General features: G+C 71.0%; 12 protein-coding genes. 5 read left to right on the top strand and 7 right to left on the bottom strand.

The annotated features are described in order from the left end of the window. Window positions 1-52: 52 nt before the first annotated feature. Window positions 53-1,165 (top strand): LLM class flavin-dependent oxidoreductase, encoded by a 1,113-nt coding sequence (locus ACILSK_RS17755; protein WP_395728507.1) that lies wholly within the window; start codon window positions 53-55, stop codon window positions 1,163-1,165. After that, window positions 1,162-1,914, top strand: a complete 753-nt coding sequence (locus ACILSK_RS17750) for a CE1759 family FMN reductase (RefSeq protein ID WP_395728506.1) — start codon at window positions 1,162-1,164, stop codon at window positions 1,912-1,914. Before ACILSK_RS17755 ends, ACILSK_RS17750 begins: the two co-directional genes overlap by 4 nt. 225 nt (window positions 1,915-2,139) lie before the next feature. On the opposite strand, the gene ACILSK_RS17745 is transcribed toward ACILSK_RS17750, so the two are convergent. Further along, on the bottom strand, window positions 2,140-3,378 hold the full coding sequence (locus ACILSK_RS17745) for an aspartate aminotransferase family protein (RefSeq protein WP_395728505.1): 1,239 nt from the start codon (window positions 3,376-3,378) through the stop codon (window positions 2,140-2,142). A gap of 96 nt (window positions 3,379-3,474) precedes the next feature. Continuing rightward, window positions 3,475-4,344 (bottom strand): SDR family oxidoreductase, encoded by an 870-nt coding sequence (locus ACILSK_RS17740; RefSeq protein ID WP_395728504.1) that lies wholly within the window; start codon window positions 4,342-4,344, stop codon window positions 3,475-3,477. A gap of 123 nt (window positions 4,345-4,467) precedes the next feature. Here ACILSK_RS17740 and mmuM point away from each other — a divergent pair, with 123 nt between their 5' ends. Beyond that, the gene (gene mmuM / locus ACILSK_RS17735) at window positions 4,468-5,439 is read left to right on the top strand and encodes a homocysteine S-methyltransferase (RefSeq protein ID WP_395728503.1); all 972 of its coding nucleotides are present in this window, start codon (window positions 4,468-4,470) and stop codon (window positions 5,437-5,439) included. Here mmuM and ACILSK_RS17730 read toward each other — a convergent pair. Then, on the bottom strand, window positions 5,372-6,085 hold the full coding sequence (locus tag ACILSK_RS17730; RefSeq protein ID WP_395728502.1) for a DUF998 domain-containing protein: 714 nt from the start codon (window positions 6,083-6,085) through the stop codon (window positions 5,372-5,374). The two genes, mmuM and ACILSK_RS17730, sit on opposite strands and share 68 nt — an antisense overlap. Before the next feature lie 310 nt (window positions 6,086-6,395). On the opposite strand from ACILSK_RS17730, the gene ACILSK_RS17725 reads away from it, so the two are divergent. Further along, the gene (locus ACILSK_RS17725; RefSeq protein ID WP_395728501.1) at window positions 6,396-7,670 is read left to right on the top strand and encodes an Ig-like domain-containing protein; all 1,275 of its coding nucleotides are present in this window, start codon (window positions 6,396-6,398) and stop codon (window positions 7,668-7,670) included. Between the two features lie 72 nt (window positions 7,671-7,742). On the opposite strand, the gene ACILSK_RS17720 is transcribed toward ACILSK_RS17725, so the two are convergent. The 4 genes from ACILSK_RS17720 to ACILSK_RS17705 all read right to left on the bottom strand — a co-directional run bounded on the left by ACILSK_RS17720 (window position 7,743) and on the right by ACILSK_RS17705 (window position 13,560). Next, window positions 7,743-9,554 (bottom strand): AMP-dependent synthetase/ligase, encoded by a 1,812-nt coding sequence (locus ACILSK_RS17720; protein ID WP_395728500.1) that lies wholly within the window; start codon window positions 9,552-9,554, stop codon window positions 7,743-7,745. 259 nt (window positions 9,555-9,813) lie between these two features. After that, window positions 9,814-10,758 carry a transglutaminase N-terminal domain-containing protein gene (locus tag ACILSK_RS17715; RefSeq protein WP_395728499.1) on the bottom strand — a complete coding sequence of 315 codons (945 nt, stop codon included), beginning with the start codon at window positions 10,756-10,758 and terminating at the stop codon, window positions 9,814-9,816. Window positions 10,759-10,936: 178 nt separating this feature from the next. Beyond that, window positions 10,937-11,911: an alpha-E domain-containing protein gene (locus ACILSK_RS17710; RefSeq protein ID WP_395728498.1), complete on the bottom strand. Its 975-nt coding sequence runs from the start codon at window positions 11,909-11,911 to the stop codon at window positions 10,937-10,939. Further along, window positions 11,905-13,560, bottom strand: coding sequence for a circularly permuted type 2 ATP-grasp protein (locus ACILSK_RS17705; RefSeq protein WP_395728497.1), 1,656 nt, complete (start codon window positions 13,558-13,560; stop codon window positions 11,905-11,907). Before ACILSK_RS17705 ends, ACILSK_RS17710 begins: the two co-directional genes overlap by 7 nt. A gap of 263 nt (window positions 13,561-13,823) precedes the next feature. On the opposite strand from ACILSK_RS17705, the gene ACILSK_RS17700 reads away from it, so the two are divergent. Next, on the top strand, window positions 13,824-14,654 hold the full coding sequence (locus tag ACILSK_RS17700; protein WP_395728496.1) for a hypothetical protein: 831 nt from the start codon (window positions 13,824-13,826) through the stop codon (window positions 14,652-14,654). Window positions 14,655-14,854: the final 200 nt, after the last annotated feature.

Here is a 14,854-nt window from a genome sequence, read left to right as displayed (position 1 = left end):
GTTGATACTTCAACTACGGGGTCCGCAGAAGAGTCAATTGAAGGAGCGGGTCATGCAGTTCGGCATCTTCACCGTCGGCGACGTCACCACCGATCCCACCAACGGGCGCACGCCCACCGAGCACGAGCGCATCAAGGCGATGGTGGCCATCGCCAAGAAGGCCGAGGACGTCGGGCTCGACGTCTTCGCCACCGGCGAGCATCACAACCCGCCCTTCGTGCCGTCGTCGCCGACGACCATGCTCGGCTACATCGCGGCGCAGACCTCCACGATCATCCTGTCCACCTCGACCACGCTGATCACCACGAACGACCCGGTCAAGATCGCCGAGGACTTCGCGATGCTGCAACACCTGGCCGACGGCCGGGTCGACCTGATGATGGGTCGCGGCAACACCGGCCCGGTCTACCCGTGGTTCGGGCAGGACATCACCAAGGGCATTGAGCTCGCCGTGGAGAACTACGACCTGCTGCGCCGGCTGTGGCGCGAGGACGTCGTGGACTGGAAGGGTCAGTTCCGCACCCCGCTGCGCGGCTTCACCTCCACCCCGCGTCCGCTGGACGACGTGCCGCCGTTCGTGTGGCACGGGTCGATCCGCAGCCCGGAGATCGCCGAGCAGGCCGCCTATTACGGTGACGGCTTCTTCGCCAACCACATCTTCTGGCCGACCAACCACTTCCAGCGGCTGATCCAGCTCTACCGGACCCGGTTCGAGCACTACGGGCACGGCACCGCCGATCAGGCGGTCGTCGGGCTGGGTGGGCAGGTGTTCATGGCCCGCAACTCGCAGGACGCGATCCGTCGGTTCCGGCCGTACTTCGACAACGCCCCGGTCTACGGGCACGGGCCGTCGCTGGAGGACTTCATGGAGATGACCCCGCTGACCGTCGGCAGCCCGCAGCAGGTGATCGACCGGACCCTGACGTTCCGCGAGTCGTTCGGCGACTACCAGCGCCAACTGTTCCTGATGGACCACGCCGGTCTGCCGCTGTCCACCGTGCTCGAGCAGCTCGACCTGCTCGGCGAGATCGTGCCGACGCTGCGCGCCGAGTTCGACTCGCGCCGCCCGGCCCACGTGCCGGACGGCCCGACCCACGCCGCGCTGGTTGGTGCCCGGGACGCGGCTGCGCTCGCTGCAGCAGCGGGGGAGAAGGTGTCCGCATGACCACCTACACCGTCGCGGTGGTCTCGGCCGGTCTGAGCGAGCCGTCGTCGACCAAGTTGTTGGCGGACCGCCTGGCCCAGGCGGTCCGCCGGGACGCCGCCCGCCGCGGCGTGCGCGTCGAGATCGTCGACGTGCCGCTGCGCGGCCTGGCCCGGCCGATCGCGGACACGTTCGTCACCGGCTTCGCGCCCCCGGCGTTGCAGGCGGCGCTGGAGTCGGTGTACGCCGCCGACGCCCTGATCGCGGTCAGCCCGGTGTTCAGCGCGTCCTACAGCGGGTTGTTCAAGTCGTTCTTCGACGCCGCGGATCCGCAGGGCTTCTCCGGCAAGCCGGTGCTGCTGGCCGCGACCGGGGGCTCGGCCCGGCATTCGCTGGTGTTGGACTACGCCATGCGGCCGCTGTTCGCCTACCTCAAGGCGGAGCCGGTGGCCACCGGCGTGTTCGCGGCGACCGCCGATTTCGGATCCGATTCCGACTCGGCGGCGGGCGGCGATCTGGACCGCCGGATCGAGCAGGCCGGCCGTCAGCTGGTCGCCGCGCTGGCCGAAGCAGTGCCGGCAGTGGCCCCGCCGGCGTCCACCGGGGCCGATGCGTTCGACGTCGAGGACGAGATCGCGGCCGACGCCGTCGACCGGGCGGCCCGGGTGCACCTCGGCCCCGAGCCTTCCCAGCTGGAGGCCCGGCGCCGCCGCGACGCCGACCCGTTCGACAACCTCATCCCCTTCGAGCGGTTGCTGCACCACTCCTGATCCCGCCCTGCGGTCGCCCAGCGCAGCGCTCCGCCTGGTTCGCTGATCAAACCCGCGTCGGGTGCCCGGTTTGTCCGTCCTGCGCCCGGCTTTGATCAGCGATCGGGCGGGCCGAGCCGGGGTGGGCTGATCAAACCCGCGCGGAACGCCCGATTTGTCCGACCGTGGCCCGGCTTTGATCAGCGAACCAATGCGGGGTGCTGGTCCAGCGGCCGGCGGGATGCGTCAGGCGAGGGTGGCCAGGGCGCCCCGGAAGCCGGCGACGAGGTCGTCGACCTGGTCGTCGGTCATCACGAACGTGGGCGAGACCTGGACGGCACCGGCGCCGACGGCCCGGGTGGCCACGCCGTGCGCCCGGAGCTCACGGGCCAGGCCGAGCGCCGCACCGGCGTCGACCAGCTGCACCGCGGTGACCGCGCCGAGACCGCTGCGCACCTCGGCCACCGCCGGATGCTCTGCCAGGGGCGCGAACCGCTCGTGCAGCGTCTGCTCCAGGCGGCTCGCCTCGTCGAGCAGCCCCTCCCGCTCGATGATGTCCAGGTTGGCCATCGACGCGGCGGCCGCGGCGGCGTGGCCCATGTAGGTGTAGCCGTGCCGCCACCACGCCTCGCCGGCCGGGTCGAAAAAGGGCTCGGCGACGCGCGGGGCGACGAACACCGCACCCATCGGCACGTACCCGGAGGTCAGGCCCTTCGCCGTGGTCATCATGTCGGGCTGCAGGTCGAAGCGGGTCGAGGCGAACCAGTCGCCGCCGATCCGGCCGAACCCGGTGATCACCTCGTCGGCGACGAACAGGATGTCGTGGTCGCGGCAGATCTGCCGGACCTCGGCCAGGTAGCCGTCCGGCGGCAGGTAGATCCCGCCGGCGCCGATGATCGGCTCACAGAAGAAGGCGGCGATCCGCTCCGCGCCGACCCGTTCGATGAGCTCGAGCAGCGCCTTTCCTGAGTCCCACTCGATCGTCGCCACGTCCGGCATGAGATCGCCGTAACCGTCGTGGTTGCCGGGGATGCCGGCCAGCGCGGTGCCGGCCACGTGCATGCCGTGGTAGGCCTTCTGCCGGGCCACCACGATCTCCTTGGCCGGTGCGCCGACCTCCCGCCAGTACCGGCGGGCCAGCTTCACCGCGGTGTCGACCGAGTCCGATCCACCGGAGGTGAAGAAGATCTTGCTGCCCTCGACCGGGGCGATGGCGGCGAGCCGCTCGGCCAGTGCGACGGTGGTGTCGACCGCGTAGTCGCCGAACGTCGAGTAGGCCGCGACCCGGCCGATCTGGTCCGCGACGGCGGCGGCGATCTCCGCGCGGCCGTGCCCGACGTTGGTGAACCAGAGCCCGGCGGTGGCGTCGAGGTAGCGGGTGCCGGCGCTGTCCCACACGTAGGCGCCGTCACCGCGGGCGACGACGAACGCGCCACTCTTCTCGACCGCGCCCATGTTCGCGAACCCGTGCCACAGCGCACCCATTGTCTGATCCTTCGTGCCGACGTTCCGGGCTGCCCCGCGCGCCCGTCGAGCAAGGACGGTACAACCCCGGTTGGCGGACCCGGCCGGCCGAGGCTCTCAGCCGCCGGCGAGCAGCTGCGCCAGGCTGGTCGCCGGATGCCCGCTGACACGTTCCACGTCGCCGCTGACCGTGCACAACTCGCCCGCCGCGATGGCGGTGTAGGTGCTGACCCAGGCGTCCACCTGCCAGTCCGGGGCGCCGAACGCGGCCCGGGACAGGTAGGCCTGCGCCACCGTCTCGGGCTGGTACCGGACCGGGCGGCCGGTGACCTCGGTGATGGTCCGCGCCACCTCGGCCAGGCTCAGCGCCTCGGGTCCGGTCAGGTCGTAGGTGCGACCGTCGTGGGGCGATCCGGCCGGTGCGGCGGTCACGGCCGCCAGCAGGACGGCGACGGCGACATCGGCGACGTCCCGGCGAGCCACCGCCGAGACCCGGCCGTCGGCCCCCGGACCGAGCAGCAGCCCGTCCGCCCCGGCGAACAGCACGAACTGGTCGGCGTACAGGTTGTCCCGCAGGAAGGTGAAGCGCAGGCCGGACGCCCGGATGTGCTGCTCGGTGTGCCAGTGGTCCCGGGCGAGGGTGAACGTCGCGTCGGGTGTCGCCGCCAGGAACGAGGTGTAGATGATGCGGGTCACCCCCGCGCCGGCCGCGGCGTCGATGAAGGTTCGGTGGGCGGCGAGCCGCTCCGGCTCCTCGGCGCCGGAGACCATGAAGACGGTGTCCACGCCGCGCAGCGCCGCGCGGACGGCGTCGCCGTCCGCGTAGTCGGCGGTGACGACCTCGACTCCGGGCAGCCGGGGAGCCCGCGCCCGGGACCGCACCAGGAGTCGCTGGGCCAGGCCGGCCGCGGAGAGCGACGAGGCGACCGCGCCGCCCAGCTGGCCGGTCGCTCCGGTGACCGCGACCCGCCCACTCACCAGGTCCATCCGGGTGCTTCACCGAGGTGGTCCATCGCCGTGATCACGCCGAGCAGTTTGGCATCCCGAAGCGATGGCCGCGCAGGCCCCGGGGCCCGCACCGAGGAACGGGATCACCCTTACCATCAGCTGATGAGCGGGACAGAGCCGACGACCGGCGCGACCACGCTGGCCCGGGCGATCGCGGCCGGGCCCGTGGTGCTCGACGGTGGCCTGGCCACCCTGCTCGAATCGCACGGTCACGACCTGTCGTCCGCCCTCTGGTCGGCCCGCCTGCTCCTCGAGGATCCCGAGGCGATCGGGGCCGCCCATCGGGAGTACTTCGAGGCGGGCGCCCAGATCGCCATCACGGCCAGCTATCAGGCATCGCTGCCCGGCTTCGCGGCCATCGGGGTCGGGCCCGCCGCCGCCGAACAGGCCTTGCGCCGATCGGTCGAGGTGGCCCGCGCGGCGGCCCACCAGGCCGGCGGCCCCCGCCACCCGGCGGGGCGCTGGGTCGCCGCATCGGTCGGGCCGTACGGAGCGGCGCTGGCCGACGGCTCCGAGTACCGCGGCGACTACGGACTGACCGAGCGTCAGCTGCGGGATTGGCACCGGCCCCGCCTGGAGATCCTCGCCGACTCCGGTGCCGACCTGCTCGCGGTGGAGACGATCCCCTGCCTGGCCGAGGTGGCGGCCCTGCTGGCCGAGATCGAGCGGCTCGACGTCCCCGCGTGGCTTTCCCTGACCTGCGACCGCGGGCGGACCCGGGCGGGAGAACCGGCCGGCGAGGCGTTCGCGATGGCTGCCGAGGTCGATCAGGTGCTGGCGGTCGGCATCAACTGTGTGGAGTCGGCGCAGGCCGCCGATCTGGTGGCGCAGGCCGCCGAGTCCTCGGGCAAGCCCGCCGTCGTGTACCCCAACAGCGGGGAAGAATGGGACGCCGCCGGCCGGCGTTGGGGCGGCCGGTCGACCTTCGGCCCGGAGCACGCCGCGGTGTGGGTGGCCTCCGGCGCGCGCCTGGTCGGCGGGTGCTGCCGCGTCGGTCCGGACGCGATCAGCCAACTGGCGCGGTCCGCCCGGGGTTGGCCGACCGGGGAACCCGGGTCCGTCTCGTCACGGTGATCACCCAGACGCCCAGTGCGACCACGGCGGCGACCTCGCAGAGCACCAGCCCCCGTTCGACGAGGCCGATCGGCAACGCCCGGTACCACGGGACGCCGGTGATCGGGCTGAGCGCCCAGGCGCCGATCAGCGTCCCGAACCAGGCCAGCGACGCGACGCTCGACCAGAACGCCCACCGCGGCGCCGCCGACGAACCCGCGGCTCGCCGCCGGGTGAGCAGCAGGATCGCCAGGGGCAGGCAGATGAACGCGACCAGGCTGGCCACCCGGTGGATCTGACCGTTCGTGCTCGGTCCGACCGCCCAATTGTGTTTGGGGAACACGACCACGACGAGCAGCGCGACCACCCAGGCCACGCCCAGCCCGAATCCGATCGATGACGCCCGGGCCGCCCCGGCCGCCACCGCGGCGACCAGGATCGCCAACGAGCCGAGCGCCAGCGCGACCACACCCGAGTTGAACGCCCAGGCCTCGTCGGACAGGCCGTACTCGCTGATCGTGCGGTTGACCGGCGAGATTCCCGCCGTCTCGGGCAGCACGTGCAGCGCGCCGACCAGCGTCGCCGCGACCACGGGGCCGATCAGCCCGAGAGCGGCCAGCCGGGCCGCCGTCCGGTCGTCGGCCGGGACGGTCACCTGAACGCTCACCGTGCTGACACCCCTCCGGCCCGGGACTCGACTCAGGCCCCGGGGTATCGACCACCCTACGGACGCCTCCTGGGAGATGACCTGTGTCGGCTGTGCCCGGCCCCACCTCGGGCCGGCCCGGTCGGTCCCGGTCGAGAGCAGTTCGGGGCGAGTGTCCGGGTGAGGTCACGGATGGGTGACTTTCGTGATGACGCGCGCTCAGATGTCGCGGGGCCCTCGTCCGCAATGGGCAGAATTGACAGATGGGGGTGGCGTCATGGGTCGGCTCGGGAAGAGTACTCGGCAGTCGCACGGAGGATCGGTGAACAGGATGCGGATACGGCGGCTCCGGACGGCCGGAGCGGCGCTGGCCGTCCTGACGGTGATCCTGTCGGCGTGTTCGGCGGCCGGCCCGTCCGGGTCCTCGGTGCTCGGCACGCTCGCCGACCCGGCGGTCTCGAACGGTACCGCTCCGGCGACCGGCGCCCCGGCGGCCACCGCGTCGGCGGCGGTCACCGCGCCGTCGACGACCTCGTCGTCCCAACCCCCGCCGCCACCGCCACCCGCGGAGGTGACGGCCAGTCCGGCCGACGGGGCCCAGGGTGTCGACCCGCTGGCCCCGGTGACGGTCACGGTCGCCAAGGGCACCCTCGAGTCGGTGCGGATGACCAATCCGGACGGCGAGGAGATCCTCGGCACGCTCGCCGCGGACAAGCTGTCCTGGACGGCGCAGACCGAACTCGGCTACGGACGGACCTACACCCTGACGAGCTCCGCCCGCTCGGCGTCGGTCGGCGCGGTGAACGAGTCGACGTCCAGCTTCACCACCGTCGTGCCGAACAACAAGACCAAGGCCTACACGTTCCCGTCGAACGGGATGACGGTCGGCGTCGCCCAGCCCATCGCGATCCACTTCGACGAGCCGGTGCCGGACCGGGCGGCTGCCCTGCGGACGATCTCCGTCACCACGACCCCGGCGCAGAACGGCGGCTTCCGCTGGATCGACGACCAGGAGGTCCGCTGGCGGCCGGCGGACTTCTGGCAGCCGGGCACGACCGTCGCCGTCGCCGTCGACGTCTACGGCAAGGACCTCGGTGACGGGCTGTACGGCCAGGAGGACACGGCGGTCACCTTCACCATCGGCCGGTCGCTGATCGCCGAGATCGACGACAACAGCCACACGATGGTGGTCAAGGAGAACGGCTCGGTCATCAACGAGATCCCGGTGTCGCTCGGCAGCAACAGGTACCCCACGTACAACGGCATCCACGTGGTCGCCGAGAAGTACGACTGGAAACTGATGGACTCGAGCACCTGGGGGCTGACCGGCGCCGGGGCCTACCGGACGAACGTGCAATGGGCGACCCGGATCTCCTCGTCCGGCGAGTTCGTGCACGCCGCACCCTGGTCGGTCGGCTCGCAGGGCTACGAGAACGTCTCGCACGGCTGTGTGAACGTGTCGACCGAGGCCGCCAGGTGGTTCTACGACACCTTCATCCCCGGCGACCCGGTGATCATCAGCAACACCGTCGGGCCCGACCTGGAGATCTGGGACGGCTACGGAGACTTTCAGCTGCCGTTCGACCAGTACGTCCAGCAGGCCTGAGCGGCCGACCGGACCGAGCAACGAGAAGGGCGGCCCGGGAACCCCGGGCCGCCCTTCGTCGAATCCTTCCGGCTACTTGTAGAGCGAATCCAGCTCGGACAGGTACTTCTGCTCGACAATCTTGCGCCGGACCTTCATGGACGGGGTCAGCTCACCGTCCTCGATGGTCAGGTCCCGCGGCAGGATGATGAACTTCTTGATCGTCTCCCAGCGCTCGAGCTGGGAGTTCAACTTCTGCACGTACTCGTCGATCAGCGCATACACCTGTGGGTCGTTCGCCAACTCGGCGGTGCTCTTGCCACCGAGTCCGTTCTTGGCCGCCCACTCCTGGATCATCTCGTCGTCCAGGGTGATCAGCGCGGAGGCGAAGTGCCGGCCGTCGCCGTGCACCACGATGTGCCCGGAGTACGGACACTCCGCACTGAAGATGACCTCGATCTTCTGCGGGGCGACGTACTTGCCGCCCGAGGTCTTGATCAGGTCCTTCTTCCGGTCGGTGATCTTGATGTACCCGTCGACCAGTTCGCCGATGTCGCCGGAGTGGAACCAGCCGTCGGTGAAGACCTCATCGGTGGCATCCGGCCGGTTGTGGTATCCGCGCATCACGCCGGGGCCCTTGAGCATGATCTCGCCGTCCTCGGCGATCTTCACCTGGGATCCGGGCAACGGCGGGCCGACGGTCGCGATCCGGGAATCGCCGGGCAGGTTCACCGAGAAGGCCGCACTCGTCTCGGTGAGGCCGTAACCCTCCAGGATCGTCATGCCGACCGCGTCGAACCATTCGTAGACCTCTTGGGACAGCGCGGCCGAACCGGAGATGAAGAAGCGGATGCGGCCGCCCATCCGCTCGCGCACCTTGCTGAGCACCAGCTTGTCGGCGATCTTGAGCTGCAGCCGGAGCAGGAAGCCGGGCTGCTTGCCCTGTTGGCGCAGCCGGGACGCCTTGATGCCGACCCCGATCGCCCAGTCGTAAATCTTGGCCTTGAGCCCGCCCTCACCCTGGGCGGTGAGCGTGACCTTGGCCCGGACCTTCTCGAAGATGCGCGGAGCACCGCCCATGAACGTCGGTTTGATGGTGCCCAGGTTCTCCACGATCCGGGTGAGATCGCCGTCGACCGCCGTGCTGAATCCGAACTCCAACTGGACTGCGGACAGGATCTTGCCCAGCACGTGGGACATCGGCAGCCACAGATACTGCACGTCGTCCGGACCAAGGATGTTGAGGGCAGCCACCGCTTTGCCCTCGTAGGTCCAGTTGTCGTGCACCAGCCGCACGCCCTTCGGCTTGCCGGTCGTGCCGGATGTGTACACCAGGGTGGCCAGGTCCTCGGGCCCGCAGCCCGCGATGCGGTCGTCGATGACGGTCGGTTGCTCGGCCAGCAGCGCGGCGCCCCGCTGTTCCAACTCGGCCAGGGTGACGACCTCGACACCCTCGTGCCGGTGGACGTCGGCCTCGGTGCCGTCGAACAGCACGATGGCCTTCAGGTCCGGCAGATCGGAGTCGAGTGCCTTGTTGGCCTGGTTGGCGTTCTCGGCGATCAGCACCACCGAATCGGAATCGCCCAAGATGTAGGCGACGTCCTCCCGAGCGGTGGTCGGGTACACCGTGGTGGTCGCCGCGCCCGCGCACAGCACGCCCAGGTCGGCCAGGATCCACTCGATGCGGGTGGTCGCGGCGATGGCCACCCGCTGCTGCGGTTGCACCCCGAGGCCGACCAGGCCGGCCGCGATGTTGAACACCCGGACCTTGGTCTGGGCCCAGGACATCGACCGCCAGGCGCCGCCGTCCAGGTACCGGAAGGCCTCGCGGTTCGGGGTCTGCTCGATCCGGTCGACGAACAGGTGGCCGAACGACTGTGCTCGATCGGTCAGGGCTGCGGTCATCTGGGGGTCGTCCTCCTTGACGGGGCCTGATGGGGGCAACCGGCGGTGGCACGCCACATCAGCACGGTTGGACTTCCGACCCTACGTGGCGCACGTCACGAATGTCCCCTGGGTGAGCGATATCAATCGGGCAAATCTTCCCGAATGTGAACCACACTTCACATGGAGCGCACACGCGACCCGGCTCCTCGGACGCCGCATCGCCACGGCCCGCCTGCTCTGCTCAATGGTGGCCCCGCAGGCTCGACCGACCGGGATGTCACCGCAGCCGGGTGATCCGGACCGTCACCTCGTTGCCCGTCGCCTCCGGGCCCGCGTACACGCCCTTGACCGGCGGCACATCGCGATAGTCGCGGCCGCGCCCGACCACGACATGGGCCTGCCCGGGCGCGGTCAGGTTGGTCGGGTCGAAGCGGTTCCAGGACCCGTCGAACCACTCGATCCAGGCATGGGATTCGCCGACGACGGCCTTGCCGATCTCCACGGTGCCGCCCGGATGCAGGTAGCCGGAGACGTACCGGGTTGGCACACCCATCGACCGCAGCATGCCGATGGCCAGGTGCGACAGGTCCTGGCAGACGCCGCGGCGGGCCAGGTAGGCCTCCACCGCGGAGGTGTGCACGCCGGTGGCGCCGGCCTCGTAGGCCAGGGTCCGGTGCACCCATTCGCAGACGGTCCGGGCGGCCGTCCGCGGGTCGGCGGAGGCGTCCTTGATCTCCGCGGCGATCCCGAAGAGCTCGTCGTCCAGCTCGGTCAGCGGGGTGGGGGACAGGAACTCCTCGAACCGGTCCTCGCAGTTCGCATCACCCAACTCGGCCCAGCTCATGCTGCCTTCCGCGGCGGGAGCGACGTTCCACCCGGCGGCCTCCGCCCCGGGCCAGCTGCCTGCCGGCGGGAACGTCTCCACCGTGGTGGTGGCGGTCACCGCGAGGTGCCGGTGCGGCCGGTGGATGTCGAACGCCGAGACCCGGGTGCCGAAATAGTCCACATAGGACAGGACACCCTCGAACGGGTCGATCTCCAGGCGGGCCGACAGCACGGCCTGCCCGGGTTCGTCGTTCGGCTGCATCCGGACCTCGTTGTACGACGTCGTCACGGTGTCCGGATAGGTCAGCACCGTGCGGTGCACGATCAGCAGCCGCCAGATCTCCGGCATCGGAGCCGACTGCGTCTGGTATTGGGCCAACGAATCCACTGTGTCCACGGTATCCACTGTGTCCGTGATGTTCGCTGTGTTCCCGGCGTTCTCGACACCGTCGTCCACGTGCTCGGTCATGCCATCGCTCCCAACGGGGCGCTCGCAGGCTCCGCGCCCCGGCTGGGAGCCATGCCTCGGTGTCCAGGATTCGCTCGGCTGCGTCGGGCCCGCCCGCCCACCCTGCTCATGCGGCACCCCCTTCTGCGCCGATGTTCGCCCAGGTCACCGCGTCCTCCCGGCGGAAGAACGAGTTGGTGACGGCGGTGTGCGCGCTGTAGACGGTTCGTTGCAGCGTCGCCAGGATCTGTTCGCGGTCGGCGGCCAGCTCCGCTCCGGTGCGGTAGTCCAGGCCGGTCCGGGTGCGACCGACGATCCGGCGGGCCGACGACGGGTCGCGTCGCGGGTCCATGTAGCGGGTCGCGCCGATCGCCTCCAGCTCAGCCAGGCAGGCCTCCGCAGTGTTCAGCGTCCGGATCACCGACCGCGGGAACTGCCGGTTCAGCAGCACGAACTCGTAGGCGGTGAGCTGCCCGATGCTGCCGCCGTGGCTGCGCACATACGGCTCCCAGCCGCCGCAGGCGCTGACCAGGGCGCGCCAGGGGGGGACCGAGCCGGTCTCGGACTCGGCCGCGGCGAGCAGCCGGATCGTCATGTCGGCGCGCTCGAGCGACCGGCCGATGACCAGGAACTGCCAGCCCTCGTCGTGGGTCATCACCTCGGACACCAGGCCGTTGGCGATGGCACACCGCTCGCCGACCCAGCGCAGGAACATGTGCGGGCCGGCGCCCCCGGCCTCGCGGGTGCGCAGCCCGTGCCAGGTGACGTTCAGGCACTCCCAGACGTCCAGCGGAATCGCATCGCGCACCCCGCGGGCGTTGTCCCGGGCCGCGGTCAGCGCGCCGGCCACCGAGGAGGCCCGGTCGCTGTCGAACACCAGCGCGCGGACCAGCTGCCCGGAGTCGGCCCGGCTGCCCGCTCCGACCGTCTCGTCGTCGGACAGGCCCATCGAGTCCAGCAGCGATCGGATGACCTGGTGGTCGGCCTGCCAGGATCCGGCCGGCAGCAGGTGCAGGTAGGTGTCCAGGATGCGGGCGGTGCAGTCGGCCCGTTCGACGTGGCGGCCGAGCCAGTACAACGACTCGGCGATCCGGCTCAGCACCGACCCTGCTCCTGTCCGCTCGACCCGCCCGGCAGTGTTTGGCACTGGACCATCTCGCCCATCCGCTGGAGCTGCGTCCCGTTCTGCTGCTGTTGTTCGTGCTGGCTCCGGAAGCCGAAGGTCTCCTCCGGCGGGTTGACCGCCGGCGGGAAGGACAGGTCCAGCGCGCTCATCACCTGCGTCTGGTCGGCCGTCGGTTCCGGCGCGGTGATCTCCACCCCGCCGCCCAGCACCCAGGTGTCCTTGGAGCCGCCGCCCTGCGAGGAGTTCACCACGAGCTCGCCCTCGGGCAGCGCGACCCGGGTCAGGCCGCCGGGGAGCACCCAGACGTTCCGACCGTTGTTCACGGCGAACGGCCGCAGGTCCACGTGCCGGGGCCGCATCTTCTCGCCGATCAGCGTGGGCACGGTGGACAGGGCGATCTCCCGCTGGGCGATCCAGCCGCGCGGGTTCTCCAGCACCGTTTCCCGGGCCTTGCGCAGCGTCGCCCGGTCGGCCCGCGATCCGATGACGATGCCCTTGCCTCCGGAGCCGTCGACGGGCTTGAGCACCAGCTCGGCCAGATGCTCCAGGGCGTACTCGCGGTGGTCGGGCACCTCCATCCGGTAGGTGTCCACGTTCTTCAGGATCGGTTCCTCGCGGAGGTAGTACCGGATGATGTCCGGCAGGTAGGTGTAGACCAGCTTGTCGTCGGCGACACCGTTGCCGACCGCGTTGGCGAACGTCAGGTTGCCGGCGCGGGCGGCGTTGACCAGACCCGGCGAGCCCAGCAACGAGTCGGCCCGGAACTGCATCGGATCCAGGAAGTCGTCGTCGACCCGGCGGTAGATCACGTGCACCGGCATCTCGGAGGACGTGGTGCGCAGGAACACCCGGTTGTTGCGACAGATCAGGTCGCGACCCTCGACCAGCTCGACCCCCATCTCCCGGGCCAGCAGGGTGTGCTCGAAATAAGCCGAGTTGTAGACACCCGGAGTGAGCACCACCACATTCGGATCGGTCACATTCCACGGGGCGACGGCGCGCAGCGCGGCCAGCAACTGGCCGGGGTACTCGGAAACCGGGCGGACCAACTGGTCGGCCCCGGCCTCGGAGAGCACCTGGGTGACCGCCTGCCGGTTCTCCAGCACGTAGGACACCCCGGACGGGATCCGGACGTTGTCCTCCAGCACCCGGAACTCGCCGTTCTCGTCCCGGATCAGGTCGACCCCGGAGATGACGATGCGGGCGCCGTCCTGGGCGTTCATGCCCATCACCTGACGGTGGAAGTGCGGGGAGGTCGTCACCAGTCGCCGCGGGACCACCCCGTCGGCGAAGATCCGGCCCTGGCCGTAGCAGTCGGCCAGGAACGCCTCCAGTGCGCGGATGCGCTGCGGGACGCCGTTCTCGACCGTCTGCCACTCGGCCGCGGTGACGATCCGCGGGATTAGGTCGAGCGGGAACGGGCGCTCCACCCCGCCGAGGGCAAAGGTGATGCCCTGGTCCAGAAAGGTGCGACCCATGATGTCGGCGCGAGCCTTGAGATCGGCCGCGTCCATCGTCTGGAGCGCGGCGAACACCGAGTCGTAGGCCGGCCGGATCTCACCCGGCGCGGCGAACATCTCATCCCAGGCCCGAGCGAACGGGTAATCCTCGAACAGATCCGCCATGCCAGGGACCGTAGGACCGCCATGTTGCGAGGGCATGAACAGAGATTGTGTCGGACCGCAATCGACCCGGCCTCCGGTGGGGTCGGCGAACCCGCCGGCAGGGCCCCCATCCTCCGTCCGGCTGGTCGCCCGGGGGGCGACGGATCGCGACCGGGTGGTGGCGGTCGTCCGGCACGTCCACCTGGCCGGGGACCGGTGGATGTGATGAGGTGCCAGGAACGGCTTCGGCTGCGTGAGCCGGCCCGCGCGCGTCAGGAGGGACCGTGGCCAAGAAGAAGAAGTCCGCGACCAAGGACAAGGCGGGCAAGGCCAAGAAGCGGGAGCTGTCCAAGAAGTCGGCCAAGAAGCAGGCCCGGGCGGCGGAGAAGCTCGCCCGCAAGCAGGCGCAGGCCCGGAAGAAGGCCGCCCGGCAGAAGGCGGAGAAGGCCGAACGGGCCGCCAAGCAGAAGGCGGCCAAACGCCGGGCCGCCGAGCGGTCGGCCAAGGCCGGCAAGACCGAGCCGGCCGGCAAGGCGGGCAGGACCGGGAAGGCGGGTGGGTCCGGCACGGCGAAGTCCGCGAAGGCCGGCGCGGCAACGGCCCGTGTGGCAACGGCCCGTGTGGCAACGAAGGCGGCCGACCGGTCGGCGGTGCCGATTTCGGCGCCGGCCGCGGTTCCCGCCCAACCGGTGTCGCCGACCCGGATCGCGGCCCGTGCGCCCGAGCCGGCCCCGGACGTCGACGCCTCGCCGCTGACCCGGACGCCGGCCGCCGGCGCATCCCCGGCCGCGGCGGTGGATCATCCGGCCGCCGAGAGCACGGCCCCGATCTCCGCGCCGGCGCCGGTGCCGGCCGCGCCGATCGAACCCTCCGGCATCGCCGAACCGGCCACCGGGCCGGCCTCGGCCGCGAACCGGGCGCCCCGGCGCACCCCGCGGCCCCGCCCGGCGCCACGCCGCAGTTCCACCCCGGACAACTCCACGGAGGCTGCGCCGGCCGCGCCGGTGGCGACCCGGGCCGCGCTGTACCGCCGCGCCCAGGAGCTCGACCTGCCCGGCCGGTCCACGATGACCCGGGACGAGCTGGCCGCAGCCGTCGCGAAGGCGGGCGGCTGAGCCTGCGCCCACGGGGCGCGCCCCTCCCCGGAACGAGCGCACCGCTTTCCGGGAACGACGTGCGGTTTCGGCCCTCGACGCGCCGGCGACCGGGCCGACGGTGGAAAGTCGGCGTGGGTGAACCGCCGACGGCCGAGTGCGGCGACCCGTGCGGCGGCCTCGGTGCGGCGGTTGGCCCACCGGCTCGGGGGTTTGCCGCC

The organism is Nakamurella sp. (genome assembly GCF_044224575.1).
In the GTDB taxonomy this organism is placed as follows: domain Bacteria; phylum Actinomycetota; class Actinomycetes; order Mycobacteriales; family Nakamurellaceae; genus Nakamurella.
This window is presented reverse-complemented; position numbering and strand designations above follow the sequence as displayed.